The sequence below is a fragment of the Nocardia sp. NBC_01329 genome (genome assembly GCF_035956715.1).
GTDB lineage: Bacteria > Actinomycetota > Actinomycetes > Mycobacteriales > Mycobacteriaceae > Nocardia.
In genome coordinates, this window is the sequence record NZ_CP108381.1 from 3,645,445 (window position 1) to 3,671,480 (window position 26,036).

The 26,036-nt window shown below is 67.3% G+C and carries 31 protein-coding genes; 9 read left to right on the forward strand and 22 right to left on the reverse strand.

The window, feature by feature from the left end; genetic code table 11:
* Positions 1-7 precede the first annotated feature (7 nt).
* A complete protein-coding gene (locus OG405_RS16515) occupies positions 8-259 on the forward strand; it encodes a hypothetical protein (RefSeq protein WP_327147387.1) in 252 nt (83 codons plus the stop codon).
* 249 nt (positions 260-508) lie between these two features.
* On the opposite strand, the gene OG405_RS16520 is transcribed toward OG405_RS16515, so the two are convergent.
* The 6 genes from OG405_RS16520 to OG405_RS16545 all read right to left on the reverse strand — a co-directional run bounded on the left by OG405_RS16520 (position 509) and on the right by OG405_RS16545 (position 5,907).
* On the reverse strand, positions 509-973 hold the full coding sequence (locus OG405_RS16520) for a L,D-transpeptidase (RefSeq protein ID WP_327147388.1): 465 nt from the start codon (positions 971-973) through the stop codon (positions 509-511).
* Between the two features lie 213 nt (positions 974-1,186).
* A complete protein-coding gene (locus OG405_RS16525) occupies positions 1,187-2,485 on the reverse strand; it encodes a hypothetical protein (protein WP_327147389.1) in 1,299 nt (432 codons plus the stop codon).
* Complete coding sequence (locus OG405_RS16530) at positions 2,482-2,706, reverse strand: hypothetical protein (RefSeq protein WP_327147390.1); 225 nt, start codon at positions 2,704-2,706, stop codon at positions 2,482-2,484. Before OG405_RS16530 ends, OG405_RS16525 begins: the two co-directional genes overlap by 4 nt.
* A 194-nt stretch (positions 2,707-2,900) precedes the next feature.
* A complete protein-coding gene (locus OG405_RS16535; RefSeq protein WP_327147391.1) occupies positions 2,901-3,911 on the reverse strand; it encodes an alpha/beta hydrolase in 1,011 nt (336 codons plus the stop codon).
* A complete protein-coding gene (locus OG405_RS16540; protein WP_327147392.1) occupies positions 3,908-4,564 on the reverse strand; it encodes a TetR/AcrR family transcriptional regulator in 657 nt (218 codons plus the stop codon). Before OG405_RS16540 ends, OG405_RS16535 begins: the two co-directional genes overlap by 4 nt.
* A complete protein-coding gene (locus tag OG405_RS16545) occupies positions 4,561-5,907 on the reverse strand; it encodes a flavin-containing monooxygenase (protein WP_327147393.1) in 1,347 nt (448 codons plus the stop codon). Before OG405_RS16545 ends, OG405_RS16540 begins: the two co-directional genes overlap by 4 nt.
* Positions 5,908-6,083: 176 nt before the next feature.
* Between OG405_RS16545 and OG405_RS16550 the strand changes: the two genes are divergently transcribed.
* Positions 6,084-7,124: an NAD(P)-dependent alcohol dehydrogenase gene (locus OG405_RS16550; protein WP_327147394.1), complete on the forward strand. Its 1,041-nt coding sequence runs from the start codon at positions 6,084-6,086 to the stop codon at positions 7,122-7,124.
* A 6-nt stretch (positions 7,125-7,130) separates the two neighbouring features.
* On the opposite strand, the gene OG405_RS16555 is transcribed toward OG405_RS16550, so the two are convergent.
* Positions 7,131-7,610 carry a nuclear transport factor 2 family protein gene (locus tag OG405_RS16555; RefSeq protein ID WP_327147395.1) on the reverse strand — a complete coding sequence of 160 codons (480 nt, stop codon included), beginning with the start codon at positions 7,608-7,610 and terminating at the stop codon, positions 7,131-7,133.
* Between the two features lie 188 nt (positions 7,611-7,798).
* On the opposite strand from OG405_RS16555, the gene OG405_RS16560 reads away from it, so the two are divergent.
* A complete protein-coding gene (locus OG405_RS16560; RefSeq protein ID WP_327147396.1) occupies positions 7,799-8,338 on the forward strand; it encodes a mycothiol transferase in 540 nt (179 codons plus the stop codon).
* A 27-nt stretch (positions 8,339-8,365) separates the two neighbouring features.
* On the opposite strand, the gene OG405_RS16565 is transcribed toward OG405_RS16560, so the two are convergent.
* The 4 genes from OG405_RS16565 to OG405_RS16580 form a co-directional block, all read right to left on the reverse strand.
* Entirely contained in the window at positions 8,366-9,184 is an 819-nt protein-coding gene (locus OG405_RS16565) for a SigB/SigF/SigG family RNA polymerase sigma factor (protein WP_327147397.1), read from the reverse strand.
* Positions 9,174-9,614 (reverse strand): ATP-binding protein, encoded by a 441-nt coding sequence (locus tag OG405_RS16570; protein ID WP_327147398.1) that lies wholly within the window; start codon positions 9,612-9,614, stop codon positions 9,174-9,176. The genes OG405_RS16565 and OG405_RS16570 overlap by 11 nt, the downstream gene beginning before the upstream one ends.
* Before the next feature lie 171 nt (positions 9,615-9,785).
* Positions 9,786-9,986 (reverse strand): hypothetical protein, encoded by a 201-nt coding sequence (locus tag OG405_RS16575; protein WP_327147399.1) that lies wholly within the window; start codon positions 9,984-9,986, stop codon positions 9,786-9,788.
* An 87-nt stretch (positions 9,987-10,073) separates the two neighbouring features.
* Positions 10,074-10,475 carry an STAS domain-containing protein gene (locus OG405_RS16580; protein ID WP_327147400.1) on the reverse strand — a complete coding sequence of 134 codons (402 nt, stop codon included), beginning with the start codon at positions 10,473-10,475 and terminating at the stop codon, positions 10,074-10,076.
* 451 nt (positions 10,476-10,926) lie between these two features.
* Here OG405_RS16580 and OG405_RS16585 point away from each other — a divergent pair, with 451 nt between their 5' ends.
* Genes OG405_RS16585 through OG405_RS16605 form a run of 6 tightly spaced genes read left to right on the forward strand, consistent with a single transcriptional unit; the run spans position 10,927 to position 14,621 of the window.
* On the forward strand, positions 10,927-11,937 hold the full coding sequence (locus tag OG405_RS16585) for an iron-containing redox enzyme family protein (RefSeq protein ID WP_327147401.1): 1,011 nt from the start codon (positions 10,927-10,929) through the stop codon (positions 11,935-11,937).
* On the forward strand, positions 11,934-12,593 hold the full coding sequence (locus OG405_RS16590) for a HemK2/MTQ2 family protein methyltransferase (protein WP_327147402.1): 660 nt from the start codon (positions 11,934-11,936) through the stop codon (positions 12,591-12,593). The genes OG405_RS16585 and OG405_RS16590 overlap by 4 nt, the downstream gene beginning before the upstream one ends.
* Positions 12,574-12,939, forward strand: a complete 366-nt coding sequence (locus tag OG405_RS16595; RefSeq protein WP_327147403.1) for a CDGSH iron-sulfur domain-containing protein — start codon at positions 12,574-12,576, stop codon at positions 12,937-12,939. Before OG405_RS16590 ends, OG405_RS16595 begins: the two co-directional genes overlap by 20 nt.
* Before the next feature lie 36 nt (positions 12,940-12,975).
* Positions 12,976-13,560, forward strand: a complete 585-nt coding sequence (locus tag OG405_RS16600) for a nucleotidyltransferase family protein (protein WP_442790566.1) — start codon at positions 12,976-12,978, stop codon at positions 13,558-13,560.
* Positions 13,561-13,839, forward strand: coding sequence for a BON domain-containing protein (locus OG405_RS29270; protein ID WP_442790567.1), 279 nt, complete (start codon positions 13,561-13,563; stop codon positions 13,837-13,839).
* A 26-nt stretch (positions 13,840-13,865) separates the two neighbouring features.
* Positions 13,866-14,621, forward strand: coding sequence for a metallophosphoesterase family protein (locus OG405_RS16605; protein ID WP_327147404.1), 756 nt, complete (start codon positions 13,866-13,868; stop codon positions 14,619-14,621).
* Between the two features lie 119 nt (positions 14,622-14,740).
* Here the strand turns inward: OG405_RS16605 and OG405_RS16610 are convergent, their stop codons facing one another.
* The 11 genes from OG405_RS16610 to OG405_RS16660 form a co-directional block, all read right to left on the reverse strand.
* Entirely contained in the window at positions 14,741-15,169 is a 429-nt protein-coding gene (locus OG405_RS16610; RefSeq protein WP_327147405.1) for a nuclear transport factor 2 family protein, read from the reverse strand.
* Positions 15,170-15,304: 135 nt separating this feature from the next.
* The gene (locus OG405_RS16615; protein WP_327147406.1) at positions 15,305-16,684 is read right to left on the reverse strand and encodes a hypothetical protein; all 1,380 of its coding nucleotides are present in this window, start codon (positions 16,682-16,684) and stop codon (positions 15,305-15,307) included.
* 161 nt (positions 16,685-16,845) lie between these two features.
* Positions 16,846-17,724: an alpha/beta hydrolase gene (locus OG405_RS16620; protein WP_327147407.1), complete on the reverse strand. Its 879-nt coding sequence runs from the start codon at positions 17,722-17,724 to the stop codon at positions 16,846-16,848.
* 257 nt (positions 17,725-17,981) lie between these two features.
* Positions 17,982-19,409, reverse strand: coding sequence for a ribosome biogenesis GTPase Der (gene der / locus OG405_RS16625; protein ID WP_442790568.1), 1,428 nt, complete (start codon positions 19,407-19,409; stop codon positions 17,982-17,984).
* Positions 19,406-20,104 (reverse strand): (d)CMP kinase, encoded by a 699-nt coding sequence (cmk, locus tag OG405_RS16630; protein ID WP_327152358.1) that lies wholly within the window; start codon positions 20,102-20,104, stop codon positions 19,406-19,408. Before cmk ends, der begins: the two co-directional genes overlap by 4 nt.
* A gap of 65 nt (positions 20,105-20,169) precedes the next feature.
* Complete coding sequence (locus OG405_RS16635) at positions 20,170-21,447, reverse strand: pseudouridine synthase (RefSeq protein WP_327147408.1); 1,278 nt, start codon at positions 21,445-21,447, stop codon at positions 20,170-20,172.
* Positions 21,448-21,456: 9 nt separating this feature from the next.
* Positions 21,457-22,113 (reverse strand): SMC-Scp complex subunit ScpB, encoded by a 657-nt coding sequence (gene scpB, locus OG405_RS16640; protein ID WP_327147409.1) that lies wholly within the window; start codon positions 22,111-22,113, stop codon positions 21,457-21,459.
* Between the two features lie 221 nt (positions 22,114-22,334).
* A complete protein-coding gene (locus tag OG405_RS16645; protein ID WP_442790569.1) occupies positions 22,335-23,240 on the reverse strand; it encodes a segregation and condensation protein A in 906 nt (301 codons plus the stop codon).
* Positions 23,237-24,112, reverse strand: coding sequence for a ParA family protein (locus tag OG405_RS16650; RefSeq protein ID WP_327152360.1), 876 nt, complete (start codon positions 24,110-24,112; stop codon positions 23,237-23,239). The genes OG405_RS16645 and OG405_RS16650 overlap by 4 nt, the downstream gene beginning before the upstream one ends.
* A gap of 314 nt (positions 24,113-24,426) precedes the next feature.
* Positions 24,427-25,374, reverse strand: a complete 948-nt coding sequence (locus tag OG405_RS16655) for a site-specific tyrosine recombinase XerD (RefSeq protein ID WP_327147410.1) — start codon at positions 25,372-25,374, stop codon at positions 24,427-24,429.
* 13 nt (positions 25,375-25,387) lie between these two features.
* Positions 25,388-26,035 carry an NUDIX hydrolase gene (locus OG405_RS16660; protein ID WP_327147411.1) on the reverse strand — a complete coding sequence of 216 codons (648 nt, stop codon included), beginning with the start codon at positions 26,033-26,035 and terminating at the stop codon, positions 25,388-25,390.
* Between the last annotated feature and the right edge of the window lies 1 nt (position 26,036).

Sequence of the window (26,036 nt, forward strand, 5' to 3'; positions counted from 1 at the left end):
AACCATCGTGTTCTTCGATATCCGCACCATCGTGGGCAGCCTGCTCGGCCTGTACGGAATCATCCTGGTGATCACCGGGCTCGTCCACGACACCGCCGACGAAGAGGCCAAGACCGGCGGTATCGATGCGAACCTGTGGGCCGGTCTGGCCCTGGTGGTGGTGTCGGCGGCGTTTGTGGCCTGGGCACTGCTGCGCCCGGTAGCCGTCGACCGCCCGGCTGCCGGTTCGGCGAAGGAAACCGGGGACAGCTCCGACTGACGCCACCGCCCCGTGGCGCGTTACGACCCGCCCAATCGCGACGGGCGGGTGGTCACGCGCGCGAAAACGTGCGCTCAGTCCGGCAGACCGAGCGCGAAGCCGATCGCGATGAGCACACAGCTGATGACGGCGACGACCACGATGATCCACATCGGACAAGCGTACGAAACCGGATGTGTGGCCTCGGGACCGGGTCGCCGCCCGGCCCGCGACGCCGGCGGGCGGCGGGCCGGACCGGAACACCGGAGGTCAGGGCACGACCTCGACCACGTCACCCGGGTTCAGATAGTGGAAGACCGCGACGGCGCCGGGCTCGGTCAGCCGGATACACCCGTGCGATTTGTGCTCTACCGGCCCGATGTGGAACGCGATATCACCGTTGAAGAAGACCGCGTAGTGCATCGGGGCGTTGTGCATCGTGCTCCAGTGGTACGGCTTTTTGAACGCGACGTGGAAGACCCCGGGCGGGGTCTCGTACCCCTGCATCCCGTGAGACATCGCCGTCGGCCCATAGGTGACCTTGCCGTCGTCCATCAACCACACCTCGTTACTGGACAGGCGCAGGCAAGCCCGGGCCGCCGGGGAGCACGGTGCCTGGGTCGGGATGATGGCCGGCGCACCGGGCACATTCGGCCCGTTCGGCCACAACGGTTCGGCCAGCGCGGGCGCCGTGGGCGCCAGCGCGGCCACCGCGATACCGGTGAGAACAGCCATTCGGCGTATCCGATGGAGGAACTGTCCGTTGCTCATCTCGTGCCGACCTCTTTTCGTCGATTTGCCGCCACATCAGGCGAGGGATAGCAAATTCCGAGCGAAATCAGAGACCTACACCAAGGTACTTAAATATCCCGGGCTGTGGGCCGCAACCACCGTAGACGCGCCGAAATGGGACATGACTCCACGGCCGACGGACGGCCCGTCACCTCCTCAAGCGACACTCCAGCTATCGGAATCCGTGCCGCGTCGCCGTCCGCGTCGCCGCCGCTGGTAGAACACCTCCTCCACCGAAATGTTGGGCACTTCCTCGACGATCCCGGCCAGTTGCCCGTCGAGCTGCAGTTCGGCGATCCGCCGGTGCAGTCCGGCCCGGCGTTCCGCCGTCAGCCCAGCCCACACCACGCCGATCCGGCGTTGCGAGGGATGGTCGGCGACCGCCACCAGCCGGAGCAGTTCCGGCCAGAGATCGTCGGCGTTGGCGATCTCCGGTAGTTCGGCGATCCGCTCCGCCGGCATCCGCACGATCGAGCCGACGATATAGCGCTGTACATCGGGGTGGGTGCGCTCGGCCAGTACCAGCAGTCCACGCCACGGCCCGGGATAGAACGCGATAACGAGGGATTCGACGATCGCGGTGAGCGCGGCGGTATTGGCGAAGATCGGATTCATCGCCATCCGCTGCAGCTCCGGCCGGCTCAACTTCGATACGAACGTCATCAGTTCGGGCGCTGCGCCCTTCTGGATGACGTGGGCGGCGAGTTTGCCGAGCGCGTCCGGACTGGCGATGGAGAGCAGAATGTCACCGATCTCGGACACCACATCCCTGGAGGCCCGCGACATCACCGAAATCGCCGCCTCCTTCAAATCCGGCGACCCGGCCAGCACCGTCTCCATCATCCGCGGAATCCGCTTCGACCGGCCGTCCAGCAACTGGCGCAGTACGTTGCTGATGGCGGAGGCGGAGTAGGCATAGGCGGCGGAGAAAATGATGCCCTCGTCGTCGAGGGTTCCGTGCTCGACCGCCTCGACGAATTTCGGCTTGGCATATTCGAGGAACGGCCCGACGGTGATGTGATCTCTACGGCGCAGGACCTCGTTCACGATCGCGACCAGCGGCTCGGAAGCCATGATGTCGCCCAGTTCACCGAGGGCCTTGGGGTCCACATACGGAGTGCAATCGGCGGCGTACCCCGTTTTGAGCATGGTGAGTGTCTCGGCGGCGGCGGCAGGATATTCCACACCGACGGCGCCGGCCGCGCGACCGGTCATCATGGGGGGCACGATTCGCTGGACCAGGGGCAGGGAAACCGTGAGCGGGATGATCGGGATCAATCGTCCGATCCGTTTGAACATGTCGCCGTGGAACTCGTAGATCCGGCCCGAGATACGCTGCTCGAGTTCGTGGAGGTGTTCGGGTCCGAGCCGTTCGAGGTAGGCGATTCGTTCGACAGACACATGTAGCGTGCGCGCGAGCAGGATCATCTGCGCGCGGGTGACCAGATCGCTCATCCTTCGAGCTTGTCCCCGAACATGATCCGGCGGGTGATTCCCCGGAATGGCGGTGGAAAGAATCGGATCATTCCGTTCACCGCCTCGATGAGCAGGTCCTTCTCCTCTTGCTGGGCACTGCGGAACAATCCGAGCAAATCCTCGATCTCCTGGTCGGAGAGCATTTCCGAGGCTGCCGTGGGGCCGTTCAGTTCTCGGACGAGTTCGGTTTTGGCACTCATTCTGCTCCTGTGTATCGATCAGTGGCCGGCAGCCGCGACAACCACCGCCGACCCCAGGTTTACCCGGATGACGATATGCCGAATCTTCACGAACGTAAGGGCATTCACAACTGGTGTTATCTGCCTGCAATTCGTGCTGTCCCATACCGTCGACGGGATGAGCGAGGGGCCTCACCCGAACCGGAGAGGCGGTATCACCGGCTCTCGGCCGGAGCTCGTGTACCACCGGATTCGCCCACCGCGAGATGCCGGCGCAGGAACAGCAGCTGATGTGCCACGGCGGCGTCGAAGAACGGATTACCCGGCCAGATACCGAAATGATCGCAGGGGTAGTGACGCACCTCGGCCCTGGCCGCGAAGGCCGCCTTGGCTGCGGCATAGGGCGGCGCACCGCGATCGAAATCGGCGATCTGCGCCAGGACGGGCAGGTTCAGCGTGGCAGCGGCGCGGGCGGGCCGGTAGCCGGGGAGCTGCATCAGTACGCTCGGATCGATCTCGTTGCGCCAGGTGGTGCCCGCCAGTGCTTGGTAGGAGTCGTAATAGCCGTCCATCGTCAGCGCGGCGACCTCACCCGGCCGTCCGACGAGCGGGATGAGCCCGGAACCGCCGGTCGCGCCGGCCAACCGGGCCCGGGCGGCGCCGAGCGTTCCGCGCAGTACACCGGCGAGACCGTTCTCCCGCACAGCCAGGACGCCGGCCGCCCGGCCGTCGACCAGCGGAGTCACCGAGACGATCGCCGCGAGAGCGGCCTGGACTTCGGCCGAGTGCGGCGCGGTCGCGCTCGCGGCCGCACCGGCGGCGAAGACGTGACCGCCGGAGAGCGAAACCCCCCACAGCACCACTCGGCGCGGGTCCACCCCGGGCAGCCGGGCAGCGGCCAGGACAGCTGCTCGGTAGTCGGCCAGCTGCTCGGCCATCCGCACCCGTTGCCGTGGCCGGCCCCCGCTCGCGCCGAAATACCGGAAGTCGAAGGCCAGGACGTCGATCCCGGCCGCGGCGTAGGCGCGTGCGAACGGTTCCAGGCCGGAGTCCTTGGTCCCGCCGAAACCGTGCGCCATGACCGCCACCGGACGACCGGCCGGTCCTTCGAGGTCCTCGCTCACAGCCGGGAAATACCAGGCATGGCAGTCCTCGTCGCCGGAGCGGAAGGTCACGGTGGCAGGCTCGGCCGCGGCGGCCGGGGCCGGGTTGTCGCGCAGACTCATGAATATTTCCTCGCGGTGGTGGGTGCGGCGGGGTCGGGATCGGTGCCGTAGATCGACCGCAGCCAGACGGTGACCACTGATTCGATATAGCGTTCGCGGTCCAGTTCGGCGGCGAGGGTCAGCCGCTCGAGGAGTCGCTCGTTGAGCAGGAGCAGCACATCGGCGACGGTGGTGGCGTCGCCACCGGCCGGAGCGCGACCGGCGGCACGTTCGGATTCGATCATGGCGGCGATGGAGGGAATGAAGGCCTGGCGATCGGTTTCCCACAGATCGCGCACTCCCGGCGAGGCGCTGCGCGCGGCCAGTACCGCGCTGTAGAGATGGCGATTGCGGTCCCAGAACTCGATGAGACCGCGAATCGTCCGCTCGATACGTTCGGCCGGCGCCCCGCTTCCCACGAGGATGTCGTTGACCGCGAAGACTTCCTCGTAGGTCTGCTCCAACGCTGCTGCCACGGCCGCGGCCTTGTTCTCGAAGTAGAAGTAGAAGGCGGATCGGGTCAGCCCCGCGCGCCGGGAGATCTCGGCGATATTGATGGGTTCGAGCTGACCGTCGTTATCGCGGAGCAGCTCGTCCAGCGCCGCCAGTAGCGCACTGCGCCGCTGGTCGCCACGCTGCGGAGCCCGGCGGTCGGTACGTGGCCGGGTGGTCATCCGGCCCGTCCCAGCGGGACCGGCCCCTGTGCGCGGGCCCGGCGCAGCCCAGCCGGTATCTCGGCGAGTCGCAGATCGCGTTCGTAGACCCAGTAATCCAATTGCTGGGTGTGCCGGGGACGATCCACCACATGGCCGGTGAACCGCTGCTGATCGGCGGCGATTATCCGGTGCATCGTCTCCGCCGGGGGCGGGCGGTAGTGCCCGGCCGCGTACGCGGCCACCAGGCGGGCCTGGCATTCGACGAACGGGAACAGGGTGGGGAACGACTGCGCGAATCCTACGAAGGCGAGGCCGCCGATTCCCGGGGCGAAAATGCGTTTGTACAGCGAGATCCGATTGTCCGGGGCGCTGAGGAACTCCGGATCGAAGAACGGGAAGGTGATGTTGTAGCCCGTGCAGTAGATGATGGCGTCGAAATCCTTCGCCGTTCCGTCCGCGAAATGCACTGTGGCGCCGTCCAACCGGCTCACATCGGGTTTGGCGACGATATCCCCGGAACCGAGCCGCAGCGGCAGTTCCACCGACTGGGTGGGGTGGGCCTCGAAGAATTTATGGTTCGGCGCGGGCAATCCGTACTTCACCGGATCACCCGAGACGAATGGAGTGAAGATCTGGGTGATCTTGCGCTGCCAGGACAGCGGCACATAGGGCACGGTGCGGAAATAGCGATCGGCCGGGGTGCCCGCGAAATACTTCGGCACCACCCACGCGCTCGACCGGGTCGACAGCCAGACATCGTTGTCCGTACTGCGCGAGGACAGTTCGACGGCGATATCGGCGGCACTGTTGCCGATTCCGACGATCAGGATACGTTTGCCGTGGAGATCCAGGGGCGTTCGCGGATCGATATAAGCGTGGGAGTGGATGGCTTCCCCGGTGAACTCCCCGGGGAAGTTCGGGAAACGAGGGTCCCAATGGTGCCCGTTGGCCACGACGAGCAGATCGAATCGGCGATTCTCACCGGCCTGTGTCTCGATATCCCAGCCGCCGTCCGCCGCCGGTCGGGCGTGCTCGACCGCGTTGCCGAATTCGATGGCCCGTTTCAGGTCGAAGGCCGCGGCGTAGCCCTCCAGGTACTCCTTGATGAGGCTGTGATGCGGAAAGTCGGGGTAGGACTCCGGCATCGGGTAGTCGCGGAAGGAGAGCTGGTACTTCGAGGTGTCGATATGCAGTGAGCGGTAGGCACTCGAATGTCCGTTCGGATTGCCGAACGCCCAGTTGCCGCCGATGCGGTCGGAGGCTTCGAAACAGGTGTAGGGAATGCCGTAGTCGCTCAGCATCTTTCCGGCTGTCAAGCCGCTGATACCGGCTCCGATCACGGCGACGGTGGGCTGCGACATACGACCTCCTGGAGCACTGCGCCGATACGGGACCGACTCCGGCAAGTGACGCCGGTCACATGGACCCTAGGGCCGCATTTGACAGGTGTCAACAAAAGTGAACCCTTGTCAGCCGACAGGGCGGCGGCCTAGTTTGTGAGACACGCCGTACGCGGCCGGAGCGGGAGGACACCCCCATGAGAGCGCTGCAACTCACCGAACCCGGCACCCTGGAGATACGCGAGGTACCGACTCCGGAACCGGGTCCCGGTGAACTGCTCATCCGGGTCGGCGCCTCCGGTCTCTGCCATTCCGATCTGCATGTGCTCCATCTCCCGTTCAAGCTCCGCGACGAGCCGCTGACCCTCGGCCACGAGATCGCGGGCACCGTCGCCGCCGTGGGCGAGCAGGTCGGCGAACGCACGGTCGGCGAACGCGGGATCATCTATCTGTGCTGGTCGTGTGGACACTGCCCCGAATGCGCGAGTGGCAACGAGAATGTGTGCCGCGCGGCCGGACGGGCCGCCATGCCACCCTGTCCAGGCCTCGGCCCCGACGGCGGAATGGCCGAGTACATCGCCGTCCCGGCGAATTCGTTCGTCCCCATCGGTGATCTGGATTTCGTGGCCGCCGCACCCCTGGCCGATGCCGCGCTGACCAGTTATCACGCCATCCGCGGCGCCCGCGATCAGCTCTACCCCGGAGCGACCGCCGTGGTGATCGGGGCCGGCGGGCTCGGCCACGTCGGCATCCAGATCCTGCGCGCGATCACCCCGGTGCGGGTGATCGCGGTGGATACCGATCCGGCCAAACTCGAATTGGCGGCGGAATGCGGCGCGCACGAGGGGGTGATGGCGGGCGTGGATACCGCGGCCCGGATCCTGGCCATGACCGACGGCCGGGGTGCGGAGGCGGTTTTCGATTTCGTCGGCGTGGACACCACTGCGAAGCTTTCGGTCGAGTCGGTCGGACCGAACGGGGCCTACCGGATGATCGGGCTGGGCGACGGGAATCCGGGCATCACCGCGGGCCCGGCGGGCGGGCCCGGCCTGCCGTGGGGTGCGACAGTGCGCAAATCCTACGGCGGCACCAAACGCGATCTCATCGACAGTATCGCGCTGGCCCGCGAGGGCCGGATCACCGCGCGTACCCAGCAGTTCGCCCTGGAGGAGGGCGCACACGCCTACGAACTACTCGAGCAGGGCAGAATCCGGGGCCGCGCGGTCCTGGTGCCCTGAGCGGACTCAGCTCTTACCGGGCGCCCACATATTGCTGAGCAGCGTATGGCTCGGGGTATCGGCCAGCGACTGCGAGGATTCGTAGATCCGCACGTAGGAGGTGGCGTGGATACGCCAGATCCCGTCGGCGCCGCGACGATAGCGATCGGTGTAGTACCCGGCACCCCGGATGAGCACGCCGAAATCGGTCGCGAGCACGGTGTCCTCGAACAGCCAGCTGCCCGTGGCGGTATCGCCGTCGAGGGTGATCTCCGGATGGTTGGCCACATGGGTGGTCACGATGCCGGGGCCCATGTTCTCGCGCATGAACCCGACGACCGCGTCGCGACCGTCGAGGGTGAGCGCCTCACCCATGGCGTGTGTGCCGTAGCGGGCTTCGATCTCCGGGTCCAGCGTGGCGGCGAAATCGTCCCACTGCTTCAGATCCAGGGTGCGGAAGTACCGGTATTTGAGGACGCGGAGTAGCTCGAGTGCCTGCAGATCCATGGAGTCACCATGGCACGACGACCCCGGCGCGGCAAGAACATGTTCTATTTTCTCCGGCCGCACACGTGCCTCGTCCGGATCCGCGTTTACCGGATGCGAACCGTGGTACTGCGCCGAAACCGCACGACAGTTCGCGGCACCCGGTCGCCGCGCCGAAGGTGCCGGGCCCAGCAGCGACGGAGCCAGAAATGAACAGTGCCGAGATTCTCACCGACGCCTTCGATCGGATCCGCGGAGTCGTCCACGACACGGTGGACGGACTCGACGAGGACGCCCTGAAGCACCGCCTCGATCCGGGCGCCAACACCATCGCCTGGCTGGTGTGGCATCTCACCCGGGTGCAGGACGAACATCTGGCCGAACTCCGGGCCACCGAATCACTGTGGACAGGTCGTGGCTGGTACGAACGCTTCGACCTGCCGATCGACCGGAACGCCACCGGTTACGGCGATACCCCTGCCGATGTGGCACTGATCAGCGCCCCACCCGAACTGCTCACCGGCTACCACGACGCCGTGCACACGCGGACAGTCCGATTCCTGGGTGCCCTACACGACCGGGATCTCGACGCGATCGTCGATACGAACTGGGATCCGCCCGTCACCATGGGCGTACGGCTGGTCAGCGTGATAGCCGACGACCTCCAGCACGCGGGGCAGGCCGCTTTCATCCGCGGCGCCCTCACCCGGGCTCCGGCCGGGCGTACGGGCACGGCGATCGTGCGCTGACACCCTTCGATCGACCGCAGCCGCAGGTCAGTCGCGCATCGCCTGATCGCGGAGCCAGCCGAGCGTGCGCGACAGTATCCGCGAGATGTGCATCTGCGAGACTCCGAGCTCCTCGGCGATCTGTGATTGCGTGCGGGATTCGAAGAACCGCAGCCGCAGAACCTGACGCTCACGGTCGGACAACTCGCCCAGCAACGGTTCGATCGCCAGATAATCCTCGAGCCAACCGTAGGACGGCTCCTCGGCGCCCAGCGATTCCACCAGCGGCAACGCCGAACTCTCGCTGTCCTCCCCGGCCGAAGGCGCATCCAGCGAGGACGCCTGATACGCGTTACCGGCGATGAGCGCTTGCGTCACCTCCACCACGTCGATCTCGAGTTCCGCGGCGATCTCCTTGGCGCGCGGCACCCGCCCCAGCCGTTGCGACAAGATCTCGATGGTGGACCCCAGGTTCAGCTGTAGTTCCTTGACCCGCCGCGGCACCCGGACCGACCAGGTGTTGTCCCGGAAATGGCGGCGGACCTCACCCATGATGGTGGGAACGGCGAAGGGGAGGAACAACGAACCACGCGAGACGTCGAACCGGTCCACGGCGTTGACCAGCCCCAGCCGGGCCACCTGCAGGAGATCGTCGTAATTCTCACCGCGACCGGAGAACTTGCGCGCGATGTGCTCGGCCAGCGGCAGGCACCGCCGCATGATCTCACCGCGCAGGTCGATGCGGGCCGGATCGCCCTCGAGAAGGGCAGCCAGTTTGCCGAACAACGGCTCGATATTGTCGTAACTGTCGTTGCCGCGATGGCGACGCGAAGGTCCGGGGTCGGCCCGGGGTCCTTCATCCGCCATCGGCGCCTCCTCGGAACCAGCTGAACTCGACATCGGTCGGGTAACCACCGCTCGCCACGTCGTAGGGGTGCTGCACCACGCTGACCGAGCGGGTCAGCGTCCGTACGATATGCCAGCCGAAGCCCTCCTGGTCCCGGAGCGAATCGACCTCCGAGATCGAGGTTACGCGCACTGTCATGCGATGTTCGTCGTAATCGAAGTCGCAGGTCAGACTCGAATCGGGAACAGCGGAGGCAATAAGAGACGTAGCCACTTCGTCGAGCGCGAGCCGGATATCGGTCACTTCGTCCAGACCGAAGTCGGCGATCAGCGATACGGTCTCGGCCAGCGCCCGCAGCATCACCAACTGCTCCTGCCGGGCCGGGATCCGCACGCCCACGGTCATATCCGCCGACGTCGTATACACGGAATCGGAGACACTCTCCGCCATGCGCATCACCACCTAGTTCCTGCCGCCCGCGCCACGGCGGGCGGGAAGCGCCCGCCGGGCCCCGTCGTGCCCGTGACCGTCGGTGACGCCGCGGTTCATCTTTCCTCGGATGTCGGCCTGATTGTCACATGCGCACATACCCCGGTCGGAATCTCCGAAACACCGCCCAGTTCAGGTGTGGTCGATTCGCTCGTGCACAGTCAGCAGCAGATGATCGAATTCGGTGCGCAGAGTGGGGCCGGCGTGTTCGAGCGTGCCGAGTTCGGCCACCACGATCACCGGCCGGGTGTTGCCGTCCAGATCGACGATGGCGATCGAATCCAGTAGGTCGTCGTCCCGCTCGTCGGCGATACCGCCGTCCTCTCGGGTCACGGCTCGAGTATCGACGGTTCCGGCACGGAAAGCGACCTCACCCCGGCCGTCGCGACGGCCCGGGTAAGGTACGCGCGTAGCGGCGGATCAGCTCATCAGCGCGGACCGCAAGGTCGGAAAGTATCGGAACTGCGGCCGCACCCCGGCGACCTCGAGCGCCCGTTCCACTTCCTTGCGCCCACTGACCACCCGCAACTCGACCCCGGCCTGCCAGGCATCGGCCTTGGCGTCGGCGAGAACAGCGGCTGCTCGAATGCTCATGAACGTGGTGGCACGCAGATCCAGCACCACCACCCGGCACAGCAGCTCGCGGTGCCGGCCGAGCACGGTACACAGATCGTCGTGCAGTACCGCGTCCAATTCGCCTTCCACCCGTGCGATCACGCAGTCGGGGTACTCGGTACTGCGGCGTGACCACACGCGAGCAGCGGCCTGTTGCCGTGAGTCGCGGCGGCGGTGTTGATCGACCTGGTACAAAACGGCGGTCACCGACATATCAATCCCGTCCTGGTGGTGGGGATTACCGGTTGGCGTACGCACTGCGGGCGGATATCGGAACGAGAACGATTCTCGTTCGTCGAGCCCGGGCACCGAGAGATACGCGCTACCGGGATCGGCTGCATGTTCTCAACCTGAGCACCATTCTGGCATGGTCGACCGGCGCTGTACACCGCCGCGCGACCGAGCGGTCTCGGCACGGGCCGGACCGCGCAGCCCGATAGAGATGTTTACTCCGAGGCGCACAGGCTATTGCGGAGAGGCAAACGGGCCGGGTCGGACCGGCCGACCGACAGGGGCGGAGGTTTCCGGTGCCACTGCCGCGCGTAAGGCAGCCCATCTCGCTCGCGCATTGCGTAGCGCACCCTATCCGGCCGATTGACCCGCAGCACACCGCTGCCCTACCAGGGATCCGACGTTCGATGCCTGCGAAAGGCGAGCCATGGTCGATACTCTCTCTCCGAGCGAAGGCGCTGTCCGCGCGCTACCGCTACCGCTACCCCGAGGCCCGCTCTCGGCGGCGCTGACGGAACTGCTGCGCAACGCACCGGGCCGACCGGTACCCGAGGTGTCCGGCGATCTCGACCCGTACGGCGACGATTTCCAGCTCACCCTGCACACCTGCTACGAACTGCACTATCAGGGTTTCCGGGACGTGGCCCCGGACTGGGAATGGGACCCCGGGCTGCTGGGACTGCGCGCGGAGCTCGAACACCGATTCCAGAACGCACTGCGGGCCGAGGTACCCGGTGGGGACGACGTCACGGCCGAACTGGACCGATTGCTCACCGTCCCCGCTTCCGGCGGTATACCGGGCCTGTTGCGCGACGAGGGCACCTGGTGGCAGATGCGCGAATACTTCGTCCACCGCTCGATCTACCACCACAAGGAAGCAGATCCGGTGGCCTGGGTGATCCCGCGGCTGCGCGGTCGGGCGAAGGCAGGGCTGGTCGCGATCGAATTCGACGAGTTCGGCGGCGGCCACGCTGATCGTATCCACGCCCGCCTCTACGCCGATCTGATGCGCGGCGCCGGACTGGACCAGGGTTACCTGCACTATCTGGACGTGGTGCCCGCGCCCATGCTCGCGCTGGTCGACATGATGTCGCTGTTCGGTCTGCACCGGTCGCTACGTGGTGCGATCGTGGGTCATTTCGCGGCGGTCGAGATCACCTCCTCACCCGCCTCCCGACGCATGGTCGAGGCGCTGCACCGCTTCTCCGCCCATCCCGACTGCATACGGTTCTACAGCGAGCACGTCACCGCCGACGCGGTCCACGAACAGGTGGTACGCCGCGATGTGCTCGACGATCTGCTCACCAGGGAGCCCGAACTGGCCGAATCGGTGGTCTTCGGGATCCAGGCCACCGACTTCCTCGAAGACCGGTGGGCCGATGCTGTACTCGATCATTGGCGCGCGGGCGAGAGTTCGCTGCGGACCACGGATCGGTGAGTCCGGTGTTCGTCCGTGTCCCCGGGGTGTACCGCCCGCAACCCGATACCAGACTGCTGGCGCGGGCAATGACCGATGCCGCGCTGCCGCAGGGAGCGCAGGTACTCGACGCGTGCACCGGAACCGGAGCGCTGGCGATCCACGCCGCGCGGTCCGGGGCCGCGGCCGTGACGGCGGTGGACCTCTCGCGTGCCGCGCTCGCCTCGGCCTGGTTCAACAGCCGGCTCTACGGAGTGCGGCTGGAACTGCTGTGGGGAGATATCACCCGGGTGGTCGAGGGGCGAACCTTCGATGTGGTCGTCGCCAACCCGCCGTATGTGCCGAGCCGGACGCATCCACCCGAAGTGGGCCCGGCACGTGCCTGGGATGCGGGATGGCACGGCCGCCACCTGCTCGACCCGCTGTGCGAGATGATGCCGCAACTGCTCAGCTCGGGCGGTACCGCACTGATCGTGCACTCCGCCGTCTCCGGTATCGCCGCCAGTCTCACCCGATTGCGCACAGGCGGGTTGAAAGCGACCGTCGTGGCACGCACCGTCGTCCCCTTCGGTCCGGTGATGCGCAGTCGCGTCGGCTGGCTGCGGGATCGCAGCCTGATCCAACCCGAACAGGAGCACGAGGAATTGGTGGTCATCCGTGCCGACAGAACCCGCTGACCCACCACCCGGCCCCGACGAGCTACTCGCCGCGATCCGGCCGGTCGGCGCCACCGGCACGTCCGACGGGGCCGAGCCCCCGAACACCCCCGCGCCCCCCGGCGCGGCCCTCGACGGGCCGGATCGGCCGGCGGCGCCGGGATCGCGCCGGATCACGTTCACCGCAGCAGGACCGGCTTTGATCGAGGGACCACTGGAAGTGATCGCACCGAACGGGGACCGCATTCTCGCCGACCGCTTCCTGGTCGCGCTGTGCACCTGTAAACGGTCCGGTAGCTACCCACTGTGCGATACGAGTCATCGCCGGCGGGCCCGGCGCTCCGATGAGGACCGTGAAGGGCCGTAGCGGATTGGCGGTGCTGTTTCCGGGTAGCCGCCCTGTATGGCTCCGACCCATCAGCAGTTGCTCCATGCGCTGACGCGAGCCGCGAACGCGTTGACCCACCACGACATCCCCTTCGCCGTGGCGGGCGGATGCGCGGTCTACGCACGAGGCGGTCCCCCTTCGGACCACGATGTCGACCTCTTCGTCAAGCCCGCCGACTGCGCCCGGGCGCGTACCGAACTGGCACGGGCGGGGCTTCGTATCGCCGACGCCGCCGAGGACTGGCTCACCAAGGCCTACGACGGCGACACCCTCATCGATATCATCCACCGGCCCAACAACCGGGAGGTCGACGACGCATTGCTGGCGCGGGCGGAGGTCATGCGCGTGGGCCCGACGGTAGCGCCGGTGGTCCACGGCACCGACCTGCTGGTCGACAAACTGCTGGTCTTCGACGCGCACCGGCTGGACTTGAGCCCGCTCCTGCGGATCTCCCGCGACCTGCGCGAACAGGTGGACTGGGTGTCTGTCCGCGCGCAGACCGAGCATTCGCCATACGCGCGCGCTTTTCTCGGGTTGATCGACGATCTCGGGATCGCCGACACTCGCACAGGTGATCGAACATCGAGAAGGGCCGGATAGATGTCACAGAATCACAACCGGGCGGCGGGACGACCACCGGAATACCTGGCCGCCGAACTGCACCGGGCATTGACCGAGGACCCTCGAACCGCGGAACAAGGGGTTCGAGTACGTATCCGCGGGGATGTGGTGGTACTCGACGGAGAAGTGGGCACCGCGCAGCGGCGGCGCCTGCTGGAGGACGTGGTGCACGAGATAGCGCCGGATGCGCAGATCCACAACGACGTACACGTGGCCGCGATGCCCGGCCCGGGCGAATGCGAGGACCTCGGTGACTGACACCGGGCAGAAGGGAGAGCGCACCGATGCGGATCGCCGCTGTGGGGGATGTCCACCTGGGGACCGACTCCCGGGGAATACTGCGTCCCGCGTTGCGCGGGCTACCGGACCGCGCAGATGTACTGCTGCTGGCAGGTGATCTGACCAATCACGGAACCCTGCCGGAAGCCGAGGTGGTGGCCGCGGAATTCACCGATATCGGTGTTCCGGTGATCGCGGTGCTCGGCAACCACGACCATCACAGCGATCTCCAGGACGAGATCGCCGCAATGCTGGGCGACGCGGGGATCGCCGTTCTCGAGGGCAGCGCCACCACGGTCACGGTCGGTGATCGGACACTGGGCGTGGCGGGCACGAAGGGGTTCGGCGGCGGTTTCGCGGGCAAATGCGCCAGCGTGTTCGGGGAGAGTCTGATGCGCGATTTCGCCGGACACACCGTCGACCTGGCCGCCGGTCTGGATACGGCGCTGGCGGGTCTGGACACCGATGTCACGGTCGCCCTGACCCACTATTCCCCCGTCAGCGATACCTTGCACGGCGAACCGCGGGAGATCTATCCGTTCCTGGGCTCCTATCTGCTCGGTGAGCCCATCGACACGCACGGCGCCGATCTGGCGCTGCACGGCCACGCCCACGCCGGTACCGAACGCGGCAGTACCCCGGGCGGTATCCGGGTCCGCAATGTCGCCCAGCCGGTGATCCGATCGGCTTTCGCGGTGTACGAACTGCATCCGCGACCGGTCCCCGACCCAGCGCACACCGCAACCGCGCTGACCCGCTGACCCGATGGACCCCGGGATATGCGACGGCGACCACTCGGAGGTGGTCGCCGTCTGCCGTGCTCGGCTCCGTGTACGCCGATCGGAGATTCCCGGTCATGGGCCGCTACGGGGAGAAGCCGCTACGGGGAGAAGGCAGCCTCGATGCCGTCGAACCAGGCCGCTTCCTCGATCAGCCGGGTGCTGCGCCAGCCGTCGGGAGTACGGATCAGTTCGTGGTTGTACCAGCCGCCGCAGGTGAACTGTTTACCGGGCGACACGATCATCGGGTTGAAGAACATCGCCCGCACTTTCGCACTGTCCCCGTCGAGTTCGACCGCGATATTGGAGATGAAATGCTGTGTGCGGGTGAAGAGGCCCAGCTGTTCGGTCAGCCGCTCCACCACAGTCTCGCGATCACCGACCGGTCCACCGGCGGTGCTGTAGTCGATATGCGCGTCGGCGGTGAACACCGACCGGTACAACGCCCAGTCCTTACTGTCGACGGCGGTGGCGTAGCGCGTGAGCAGATCGGTGATCTCGAGCCGATCGGCGAGGGTCGGTGAATCCATCACCCCATACAACCGCACCGGTGGTGGGTGTCGGGCGGGTTCGGCCTCAACGGCCACCGTCTCCCACCACGGTAGCGCCCCCACCGGCATCGACGCTCGGGTGACCCGCGACGCCGCGGGTCACCATCGACCCCGTCAGGCCCCGTTGGTGGAGGCGCTGCGGGTACGGCCGGAACGGGCCCGGCGGCGCTCGGCCTGTAGGTCGGCGAGCTCCTGCTCGAGAATATCGGCGACCCGGAACTGGCCCGTGTCATAACCGTCGGAGGAGCGCACGACGTCCAGGAACTCGTCGGTCTCCTTGTCCCCGGACATCTTGCCCTTGGAACCGCCGTCCGACGAACCGTTCTTGACACCCTCCGATGAGCCCTTACCGAGCCCCGCGATCTTCTTGGGTTTGGTCACCGGGAGTTTGTCGGTGGTATCGGCGGTTCTGGTCGTTACCGGATCCGCTTCGAACAGTGGTGGATTGGCGGCCATCTCATCGAGCAGCGAGCTCGTCCGTCCGATCAATCCCGAGGTGACCTCCGCCAGATCCCCCGACCGGCGTTTTCCCATATCACCGCCCCTGCTGTCCGACCGAAAGGCCGAACCGCTCGATCCGGAACCCGAGCTCTTCGTACCGGCGGGCTCCAGCGCGGCCGGTTTCGTCGCGACCTCGGCCTCGGCTATCGGCATCGAGGACACCGCCTTGGCATGATCGAGTCGCACGCTCACCCGCGGCAAGCTGTTGCGGATCTGATCGGCGGGGTCCGGCAGCACCCGGACCTGTTCGGTGGCCCGCAGGATCGCCATTCCGTAGCGTGCGCTCGCCGCGTCGTGGATGAGCAGCGCGACACCGATCATCACCGGGGCGACCGCGTGCACGGCCGCGTCGTACCATTCGCCGAGTCTCAGGTACGGGTAGGTGTTCAGCCCGATGGTCAGCGTGAGCAGGGCGATCTCGGCAGCGGCGGTCTGCCTCCGGTTGTTGATCACCCCCCACTCGGCCACCTTGTTGGTGCCGATCATGATGATGATCAGGCAGGCGCTGATCATCGCTTCCAGCAGGTAGCTGAACCAGAACAGTGGGTCACTCGGTCCGGTGGGCGCGATGTTCTGCTGCACATTGACGGCCGACCAGAGCATCCCGGCACCGACCACCCCGGCCAGTGCGCGCAACGACCAGGACCGATGTCGGTACAGCGAAGCCAGTTTGGCGTGCGGGCTGGACTCCCGGCGCTGAGCGGCGATGGCTTTCCGGGCGAGCAAGAGGTCGCGCATATCCGCCTTCTCGATCTGCTCGGTGGTCTGCCTCGCCCGATCGTTGGCCGAGGCGACCGCTTGGATCTCCTTCCACCGCTGTCCGCGCTCCTGTTCGCGGATACGCTCGGCGAGATCGCGTTCGGCGCGTAGCTCCGTCTCCGACAGCGCCTCGGTGAGGGCGGGATCGAACTGGTAAGCCAGTCGGCCGCGTGCGTGTTCGACGCGCAGGGCCAGTTGCGTGACATCGTCCTCGATCGGCGGTTCGACAGTCATTACGGCTCCCGCCTCGGGTGCTTCGATGGCAGACAAGTAGTCACGCCGGGGTACGGTACCGCCCTTTGCTCCGCGATGCATCGTCACGGTCGAAACAACCGAGTTCCGTGGCCGTTCACAGGCTGTTCACGAGTTCCGCTGGCGGCGTCGCACTTCCGTGTTCACAATGCGTCGACAGTGGTCAAGACTGCTTTCACCACAGGCCGTGCCTCCGGCACCGGAGCGAGCGGGTATACGTGGAACGCACCGGGCTCCTCGATGAAACGTACTCTCGCTCCGGCGTGTTGGGCGAACAACCGCGCATCGGGATACAGGATGTCGTGTGTCCCGATGAAGAGATCCGTTTCCGGTAGCCGATCGAGCGGGCCGTTGATCGGACTGAGCTCCGGCAGCCCGAGATCGTCACCGCCGGCCCACACCCTGCCGGCTTCGAGCAGCCCGGGCCGCGCCAGCCAGGGGTCGGCGGCTTCCACTCCGTCGATCTCCGGATTGCACAGCCGCATATCGAGACACGGCGCCAGCAGGATCAGCCGCGCCGGAGCGGGCAGCCCGGTAGCGGGCAGCGCCTGGGCGAGCAGTAGCGCCAGCGTGCCACCGGCCGAATCCCCGGCGAGGACCACCCGTCCGGGATCGACATCTCCGATCACCTGCCGGTAGACCGCGACGAGATATGGCAGCGCCGCCCGATAGGTATACCGCGGCGCCAGCGGATAGATCGGCACCTCGACCCGGTGCCCCGCGGTCACCAACCGATCGATGAATCGCCAGTGCCACCAGCTGATCTCGCGGAAGAAGCTGCCGCCGTGCAGATAGATCACCACTTTCCCGGATTCCGGTGCTGTCCGGGGTGCGACGGTGTAGCAGGGGAAGCCCTCGACGAGCCGGCCGGTGACCCGGTGGCGGCGGCGGAACCGCGACGGCGGAGTGTGGGCGCCGGCCGGTTCGGCCATGGCGGCGCGGGCCCGCTCCGGGGTCGCCATACCGCGTTTGCGCGTGATCCGCAGGAATACCGACAACGCTCGGGTACGGCGGCTGGCCATCACGTCTCCTTCGATACCGGTACAGACGGTTCGCGGAGGCTGCAGCGAAGGCGGAGGTATCGCACCATGAAGTCTCCTCACTCCGCAGATCGGCGAACCGGGACCAGCTCCGGACCCCCGGAGCATATTCCGAGCTCAGCGGGGAGGCGACCGGCGATCGGCGTGCACCGAGACGGCTACGAGCCCTGCGGTCGCGGTCGGGAACCGAAGTTCCGGCAGATGCTCACCCGTCGGCGCGACGGGTGAGCATCCGGCTTTCACTTCCGAGGGCGCTTCTCCCGCACCCGGACCGAGATCCGCACCGGTGATCCGTCGAAGCCGAACTCCTCCCGCAGCCGCCGCTCCAGGAACCGGCGGTAGCCGGCCTCCAGGAAACCGGTGCTGAACAGGACGAAAGTCGGCGGCCTGGTGGTGGCCTGGGTCGCGAACAGTACTCGCGGCAGCCGCCCGCCGCGCATCGGCGGCGGCGTCGCGGCGATCACCTCTTTCAGCCAGGTGTTCAACCGGCCGGTCGGAATACGCTTGTCCCAGGATTCGAGAGCGGTTTCCATGGCCGGGACCAGTTTCTGCACCGCCCGGCCCGTCTGCGCGGAGATATTGACCCGCTGCGCCCACGGCACCCGCACCAGATCACGATCGACCTCACGATCGAGCTGCAACCGGCGATCCTCGTCCACCAGATCCCATTTGTTGAACGCCAGCACCAGCGCCCGCCCGGAATCGGCGACCAGGCTGATCACCCGCAGATCCTGTTCGGTGACGGGCTGAGAGGCATCGATCAGCATGATCGCCACCTCGGAGGCTTCCAATGCCGATTTGGTACGCAGCGAGGCGTAGAACTCGGTACCGCTGGCGTTGGCGACCTTGCGCCGCAGTCCGGCGGTATCGACGAAACGCCATACCTTGCCGCCCAATTCGACCAGCGAGTCCACCGGGTCGACAGTGGTGCCGGCGATATCGTGCACCACCGAGCGCTCGTCACCGCTCAGCTTGTTCAGCAGGCTCGATTTACCGACATTCGGTTTGCCGACCAGCGCCACTCGGCGCGGCCCACCACCGGGCCCGGTGGTTTCCCGCGGAGTCTCCGGAAGTACGTCGAGGATATCGTCGAGCAGATCGCCCGTACCGCGGCCGTGCGCGGCGGACACCATCCGTGGCTCCCCGAGGCCCAGCGACCACAGCGCGGACGCGTCGGCCTCCAACCGCTGATCGTCGACCTTGTTGGCGACCAGAATGACCGGGGTCTTCGCCCGCCGCAGCACCTTCACCGCGGCCTCGTCCGTGGCGGTCGCGCCGACCACCGCGTCGACCACCAGCACAATCGCGTCGGCGGTGTTCATGGCCAGTTCGGCCTGTCGCGCCACCGACTGCTGCAACCCTTTGGCATCCGGTTCCCAGCCGCCGGTGTCCTGCACCCAGAAGCGGCGGCCGGCCCAGTTGGCCTCGTAGGACACCCGGTCCCTGGTCACCCCGGGCACATCCTCGACGACCGCCTCGCGGCGGCCGAGAATGCGGTTGACCAGCGTCGACTTCCCCACGTTCGGGCGGCCGACCACGGCCAGGGTCGGCATCGGGACATGATCGGCCGCCTCGGGATCACCGTCGAGATCGGTGAGTTCCCACTCGGATTCATCGCTCCACACACCGTCGCCGGCGAGCACGTCGCTCATGGTTTCCCCGCTCATCCGGCAACTCCCCGGCGTCCGGCCACCTGACGATCCCGCGGGCACTCGAGCTGCCGGCCGACCTCGTGGTAGAGCTCTTCGATGGTCTCGTCCATGGTCAGGTCACTGGTATCGACCTGCACCGCGTCCTCGGCCCGCCGCAGCGGCGAGACCGCGCGCGTCGAATCGAGACGGTCGCGGCGCTCCACATCCGCGAGCACTCCGGCGTAGTCGTCGCCGCGGCCCTCGACGATGTTCTGCTGATTGCGCCGATGCGCGCGTGCCTGCGCGGACGCCGTCAGATAGATCTTGGCGTCGGCGTGGGGCAGCACGGTGGTGCCGATATCGCGGCCTTCGACCACAATGCGGCCCGCGCTCACCGCGATCTCGCGCTGCAAGGCGACCAGTTGCTCACGGACCTCCGGTACGGCCGAAACGGCCGAAACGGCCGCCGTGACCTCGGCCCCGCGGATCTCGGTGCGGACATCGTCACCGTCGAGTTCGATCAGTTCCCGTTCCGGATCCGTGCCGATCCGCAACGGCATATCGGTGACCTCCGCGGCGACCGCCGCGGCATCGGCCGGGTCGATCCCGGCCCGTAGCACCTGCAGCGTGGCGACCCGGTACATGGCCCCGGTGTCGAGGTAGCGGGCCGAAAGCCGAACCGCCAGCCGACGCGACACACTGGACTTCCCGGTTCCCGAGGGACCGTCCATCGCGATGACCAGGGACCGGTCACGGCCCGGCCCCGCGACGACCCCCACGGGAGCTTCCACACCGTTCACAAAGACACCGCCTCGTAGAGTTTGCCGATTTCATCGCGCCCCAGCACACGCAGCGTGCCCGGACGTTGATCGTTCAGGACCACCGGACCGATATGGGTGCGAACGAGCCGGATGACCGGATGCCCGACCGCGTCCAGCAGCCGCCGCACGATATGTTTGCGCCCCTCGTGCAACACCACCTTCACCAGGGAACGTCCCGCGTCGACCTCCAGCACCTGGAATCGGTCCACCGAAGCTGGCCCGTCGTCGAGCTCCACGCCCTCACGCAGGATCTTGCCGATCGGACGGTGCACTTCGCCCTGCACGGTCGCCAAATAGGTCTTGGACACCTCGTAGGAGGGGTGCATCAGCCGATGAGCGAGATCACCGTCGTTGGTGAGCAGCAGCAGCCCCTCGGTATCGGCGTCCAACCGGCCCACATGGAACAAACGCTGCCCCGCCGAGACCCGCTCGGCGACGATATCGCCGACACAGGGACGACCCAGATCGTCGGACATGGTGGACTGCCAGCCCTTGGGTTTGTTCAGTGCCAGATGCACCAGCTCCCCGCGCACCACCACCCGGGTACCGTCCACCCGTACGACCGCGTTCTCCGGGTCGATACGCAGGCCCTGTTCGCGCACGATGATGCCGTCGACCTCGACCCGGCCCTGCTCGATCATCTCCTCGGCGGCGCGGCGTGAGGCCACCCCGGCCTTGGCCAGTACCTTCTGCAGACGCTCGCCTTCGCCCCAGGGCAACTTCTCGTGACCGGTCTCATCCGGTTCCACATGCTGGCGACGGGCCGGTTTCGCATTGTTCAGCTGCGGAGAGCCGCCACCGGAGCGGGCAGTCTGAGTCTTACGGGGCGCCGCACCCCCGCCGGGCCGGCCACCGGTCCGCGATCCGGCAGACCCGCCACGACCGGCCGCGGCCGAGCCGCCACGGCTCCCGCCGGTGGGACCGCCGCCGCGGCTCGCGCCCGCGGGACCACCCCGGCCGGCCCCGGAACGACCCGCTGTCGCGGAACCACCCCGATCTCCCGCGGGCCGGGCGCCACGACCATCGGCCGGCGCCTCCGATCCGGCGGCCCGCCCGGAACGCGGCACCTGATCGCTACGGGCCCCACGCTCGGTACTGCGCGGTCCCCCGGCACGACCGGTGCGAGACGAATCGGTATTTCCTCGGCGGGCGTCCCCTGCACTGGAGGCGCTCCGTCCGCGACCGGCCCGAGCGGGCTGGTCACCACTTTTCCTACGATCCGGTATGCCATCACGGCGAGCGGGTGTTTTCACGGTTTCCTGTCAATCCTCGGCGCCGAGTCTCAGATCGTCCTCGGCGGGTTTGCGCAGCCTGGTGTAACGGGGATCCGTCTCCAGACTGTCGTTGATCTCGTCGATCAGGTCGACGCCCGGCAATAGCGGCGCCAGTGCCGGCAGATCGCTCAACGACGCCAACCCGATCCGTTCCAGGAACAGTTCGGTGGTGCCGTACAGCGTGCCGTTGGTTTCCGGGTCGGTGCCCGCCTCGGTGATCAATCCCCTGGCCAGCAGGGTGCGCATCACACCGTCGACGTTGACACCGCGCACCGCGCTGACCCGAGCCCGGGTCACCGGCTGACGGTATGCCACCACCGCCAGCGTCTCCAGAGCCGCCCTGGTCAGCTTCGACCGGGCGCCGTCGAGCAACATACGCTCCACATACGGTGCGTACTCGCTGCGAGTATAGAAGCGCCACCCGTCCCCGGCGAAACGCAGATCGATCCCACTGCGCCGGGAGGCCAGCTCCGCCGCCATCTCCCGCAGGGTCCGCTCCACCCGATGCGGGGCCTCTTCCAAGGCGGCGGCCAGCTGCTCTACCGGCGCCGGAGTGTCCACCACGAGCAGTAACGCCTCGAGTGCCGCCCGGAACTCGTCGTCGTCCAACGGCTCGGGGGCGAAATCGGTCACAGTCTCGCCCACGCTCTGCCCTCCGTGATCGGACAAAGGCGCTACGTGGTCACGCTGCGCTCCCGCCTCCGGGCCTGATTCGCTCATGCCCTGCCCGCCCCGGATGAGCGAAGGCCCTACGTGGTCATGCTGCGCTCCCGCCTCCGGGCCTGATTCGCTCATGCCCTGCCCGCCCCGGATGAGCGAAGGCCCTACGTGGTCACGCTGCGCTCCCGCCTCCGGGCCTGATTCGCTCATCCGTAGTCCTCTTCGATGGTTACCGGCGCGGGGGCGCCCTCCTCGTCGTCACCGATCCAGCGAACGGCGAGCGGGCCCAGGGGGTCGGGCTGGTCGAACTCGATCGTTTTACCCCGGTACAGCTCCAGCAAAGCAAGGAACCGGGCAACGATTTGGATCGGCGCCGCGCAATCGGCCACCAGATCGGCGAAAGTAGTCCAGACGCCCACGCCCCGGGCACGTAACCGCTCCAGCACCAGCGTCGCCTGCTCGGCCACCGATATCGAATGCGCGTGCAGATGATCCAGCCCCACCGTCGGCACCGGGCGGGGCCGGAACGCAGCCGCCGCGATATCGGCGAAACCGGCGGCGTCCACCCCGAGGTTCACCTCGGGTAGCAGACTCGCGAATCGCTCCTCCAGGCCCACACTTCGCGGATAGCGGCGCAGTGCCACCGCCTCCAGCTCCGCGAACAACTCGGCGACCTGTTTGAACGCCCGATACTGCAGCAGCCGGGCGAACAGCAGATCCCGGGCCTCGAGCAGTTCCAGATCCTCGGGGTCGGTCACCTCACCCGAAGGCAGCAGCCGCGCGGCTTTCAGGTCCAGCAGAGTCGCGGCCACCACCAGGAATTCGGTGGTCTGATCGAGGATCTTGTCCGTACGCAGCGAATTACCCGGCTGATCGAGACTCGCCGTCAACGCCTTGGTGTAGGCGATGAACTCGTCGGTGACCTTGTGCAGCGCCACCTCGGTCACATCGAGACGGCGTTGCGAGATCAACTGCAACAGCAAATCGAAAGGGCCCTCGAAATTGCTCAACCGCAGATGGAAACCGGACTTCTCCGCGTCCGTGCCCGTGACCACCGCGGGCGGGGCGGGTTCGTTCGTCTTCGATAGTGCGGGCGGGGTCGGCCCGTTCACCGACCGGACCGGTGGATGACTTCCCGTGCCATCGCCCGATATGCCTCGGCGCCACTCGACTTCGGCGCCCAGGTGGTGATCGGTTCACCGGCGACACTGGCGTCCGGGAATCGGACCGTCCGCGCGATCGCGGTGTCGTAGACCAGTTCCCCGAAGACCTCGACCACCCGTGCCATCACCTGACGGGAATGCAGCAGCCGGGCATCGAACATGGTCACCACGATGCCGTACAGGCTCAACCGTGGATTGAGCCGGTCCCGGACCTTCTCCACCGTGTCGTTGAGCAATGCCAGCCCGCGCAACGAGAAGTACTCGCACTCCATCGGGATGATCACCCCGTTCGAGCAGGCGAGCGCGTTCACGGTGAGCAGACCGAGCGAAGGCTGGCAATCGATGAGGATGTAGTCGTAGCGGTCGCGGATCGGCTCCAGCGCTCGCCCCAGCGAATGCTCCCGGCCGACTTCGTTCACCAGCTGGATCTCCGCCGCCGACAGATCGATATTGCTGGGCAGCAGATCCAGGTTCTCGACCTTGGTCTTCATCAGGACGTCGTCCGCGGAGACCGGCGTCCCGATGAGCAGATTGTGCACGGTCTGATCCAGATCGTGATGTGCCACACCCAGGCCCGCCGACAGCGCGCCCTGCGGATCGAGATCCACCAGCAGCACCCGGCGACCGTACTCGGCCAGCGCCGCACCCAGGTTGATGGTCGAGGTGGTCTTGCCGACTCCGCCCTTCTGGTTGCACATGGCCACGATGAGCGCATGGCCCTCATGTGACGGATCGGGCGGATCGGGAACCTGGCGCAAGGGCCGCCCCGTCGGCCCCAGTGCGGCGTCTGAGGGAATGGGTTCGGGGCCCGCGCCCCACACCGACGCGGCGCGATCGTCGCTCTCGGCGCCCTTGGGCGAGTCCGCCGATCCGGCTGTCGTCACGATCCGCTGCTCCTTATACGTTTCCTACCCGTCCGTCACCTCGTAGAGCGTAACGAGGCCGATCAAGGCACGGTCTCGCTTTCGCCACGGTCCGGCTAGACCTAGACGCTACCGGTTGACGGTGCTCGAGCGCGGCGTGTAAGCACGGCGTGTTCGCCGCAAGGCTGCGACCAGCCGGTATCGCGCGTCACCGGAGTGACCGGCGACACCGAAACGTTACTGAACTGCTTGCCGCCCCTCGCGAACCGGCACTACCTCGCGCGCGGGTGGGCCGTCGCCCAGACTTCGCGCAACGTCCCCACCGTGACCAGGGTGTAGATCTGCGTGGTGGTCACCGAAGCATGACCGAGGAGTTCCTGCACGACCCGGACGTCTGCGCCGCCGTCGAGCAGATGGGTGGCGAACGAATGCCGCAGGGTGTGCGGCGACACTGCGGCGGTGATCCCGGCGTATTCGGCCGCTCGTTGCAGGACCTGCCAGGCGCCCTGGCGGGACAGCCGACCACCGCGGACATTCAGGAACAGCGCGGCCGCGGCGCCGGGGGTATAGCGCCCGGCGCGCGCCCGGGCCGCGAGAACCGGGCGGCCGCGCACCAGGTACGCGTCCACTGCGGCCGATGCGGGCCGCCCGACGGGAACGATCCGCTGTTTGCCGCCCTTGCCGCGTAGTACGACCGCCCGGTCGCCCAGGTCGAGGTCGTCGATATCGAGGCCGACCGTTTCCGAGATCCGGGCGCCGGTCGAGTAGAGCAGTTCCAGCAGTGCCCGGTCGCGCAATCCGCGGGCGGCGGCTTCCCCTCCGGTTCCGGCACCGGCATCGGCCGCGTCCAGCAACCGCAGTACCTGCTCGACCGGTAGAGCCTTCGGCAGCCGCTGGCCGACCGTCGGCGGCTTCACCGCGTGCGCGACATCGGCGCTCGTCAGACCTTCGGCGGCCGCGAAACGATGTAGCCCCCGCACCGCGATCAATGCCCGCGCCACCGAGCTCGGCGCCAGCGGCGGATGCCGCTCCCCACCGGCGCGCAGCGCGACCGCGAACTCGGAGATATCGGTTTCGGCGACGGACCCGAGGTCGGTGACGCCGCGGTCGCTCAGAAACTCCCGGTAGCGAACCAGGTCCCGCCGGTATGCGGAGAGGGTGCTGCGTGCGGCACCCCGCTCCACTGCCAGATGGTCCAGGAAGATATCGACCTCCCGCACCGATGGTCCCCGATCAGTCCGTGTTCCGCTGCGCGGCCTGGCGGCGGAGCAGTGCGTCCGGCTGACCCGGCCACGGCGCGTCGGCCGGCCGCAGCGGCACATCCGCCGCCTCGGCCGCGCTCAGCGCCAGCAGTCCGGCCACCGCTGTTGCATTCACGATCGTGCCGGCGAGTGCCGCGCGGACGGCCTCGGCGACCGGCATACGCACCAGTTCCAGATCGGCTTCCTCGTGTTCGGGCGCCGGTCGCTCGGTCTCGGAGAGCCCGCGCGCCAGATACACCCGCAGCGCCTCGTCGGTGAAACCCGGCGACAGCGCCACATCCACCAGCACCGACCAGTCCCGGGCGGCCAGCCCGGTTTCCTCGGCGAGTTCGCGTCGGGCGGCCGACAGCGGATCCTCACCGGCGATATCGATCAGCCCCGCGGGAAGTTCGAGCAGCCGCTCCCCGAGCGGATGACGGTACTGGCGGATCAGGACCACCCGGCCGTCGTCGTCGACCGCGACCACCGCGACCGCGCCGTGGTGCTCGACCACTTCGCGTTCCGCGATCCGCCCGTCGGGCATCTCCACCCGGTCCACCCGCAGCGCCAGAATCGCACCCGAGTACACGAGCCGGCTGTCGACAGTCGCGAAGTCGTGACTACCGGGTGCCGGGTTCACG

What these genes read in the sequence shown, in the direction of transcription:
- OG405_RS16520 (WP_327147388.1), bottom strand. Translation starts at nt 973, where the DNA reads ATGGCTGTTCTCACCGGTATCGCGGTGGCCGCGCTGGCGCCCACGGCG.
- OG405_RS16525 (WP_327147389.1), bottom strand. Translation starts at nt 2,485, where the DNA reads ATGAGCGATCTGGTCACCCGCGCGCAGATGATCCTGCTCGCGCGCACG.
- OG405_RS16530 (WP_327147390.1), bottom strand. Translation starts at nt 2,706, where the DNA reads ATGAGTGCCAAAACCGAACTCGTCCGAGAACTGAACGGCCCCACGGCA.
- OG405_RS16535 (WP_327147391.1), bottom strand. Translation starts at nt 3,911, where the DNA reads ATGAGTCTGCGCGACAACCCGGCCCCGGCCGCCGCGGCCGAGCCTGCC.
- OG405_RS16540 (WP_327147392.1), bottom strand. Translation starts at nt 4,564, where the DNA reads ATGACCACCCGGCCACGTACCGACCGCCGGGCTCCGCAGCGTGGCGAC.
- OG405_RS16545 (WP_327147393.1), bottom strand. Translation starts at nt 5,907, where the DNA reads ATGTCGCAGCCCACCGTCGCCGTGATCGGAGCCGGTATCAGCGGCTTG.
- OG405_RS16550 (WP_327147394.1), top strand. Translation starts at nt 6,084, where the DNA reads ATGAGAGCGCTGCAACTCACCGAACCCGGCACCCTGGAGATACGCGAG.
- OG405_RS16555 (WP_327147395.1), bottom strand. Translation starts at nt 7,610, where the DNA reads ATGGATCTGCAGGCACTCGAGCTACTCCGCGTCCTCAAATACCGGTAC.
- OG405_RS16560 (WP_327147396.1), top strand. Translation starts at nt 7,799, where the DNA reads ATGAACAGTGCCGAGATTCTCACCGACGCCTTCGATCGGATCCGCGGA.
- OG405_RS16565 (WP_327147397.1), bottom strand. Translation starts at nt 9,184, where the DNA reads ATGGCGGATGAAGGACCCCGGGCCGACCCCGGACCTTCGCGTCGCCAT.
- OG405_RS16570 (WP_327147398.1), bottom strand. Translation starts at nt 9,614, where the DNA reads ATGGCGGAGAGTGTCTCCGATTCCGTGTATACGACGTCGGCGGATATG.
- OG405_RS16585 (WP_327147401.1), top strand. Translation starts at nt 10,927, where the DNA reads ATGGTCGATACTCTCTCTCCGAGCGAAGGCGCTGTCCGCGCGCTACCG.
- OG405_RS16600 (WP_442790566.1), top strand. Translation starts at nt 12,976, where the DNA reads ATGGCTCCGACCCATCAGCAGTTGCTCCATGCGCTGACGCGAGCCGCG.
- OG405_RS29270 (WP_442790567.1), top strand. Translation starts at nt 13,561, where the DNA reads ATGTCACAGAATCACAACCGGGCGGCGGGACGACCACCGGAATACCTG.
- OG405_RS16605 (WP_327147404.1), top strand. Translation starts at nt 13,866, where the DNA reads ATGCGGATCGCCGCTGTGGGGGATGTCCACCTGGGGACCGACTCCCGG.
- OG405_RS16610 (WP_327147405.1), bottom strand. Translation starts at nt 15,169, where the DNA reads ATGGATTCACCGACCCTCGCCGATCGGCTCGAGATCACCGATCTGCTC.
- OG405_RS16615 (WP_327147406.1), bottom strand. Translation starts at nt 16,684, where the DNA reads ATGACTGTCGAACCGCCGATCGAGGACGATGTCACGCAACTGGCCCTG.
- OG405_RS16620 (WP_327147407.1), bottom strand. Translation starts at nt 17,724, where the DNA reads ATGGCCAGCCGCCGTACCCGAGCGTTGTCGGTATTCCTGCGGATCACG.
- der (WP_442790568.1), bottom strand. Translation starts at nt 19,409, where the DNA reads ATGAGCGGGGAAACCATGAGCGACGTGCTCGCCGGCGACGGTGTGTGG.
- cmk (WP_327152358.1), bottom strand. Translation starts at nt 20,104, where the DNA reads ATGGACGGTCCCTCGGGAACCGGGAAGTCCAGTGTGTCGCGTCGGCTG.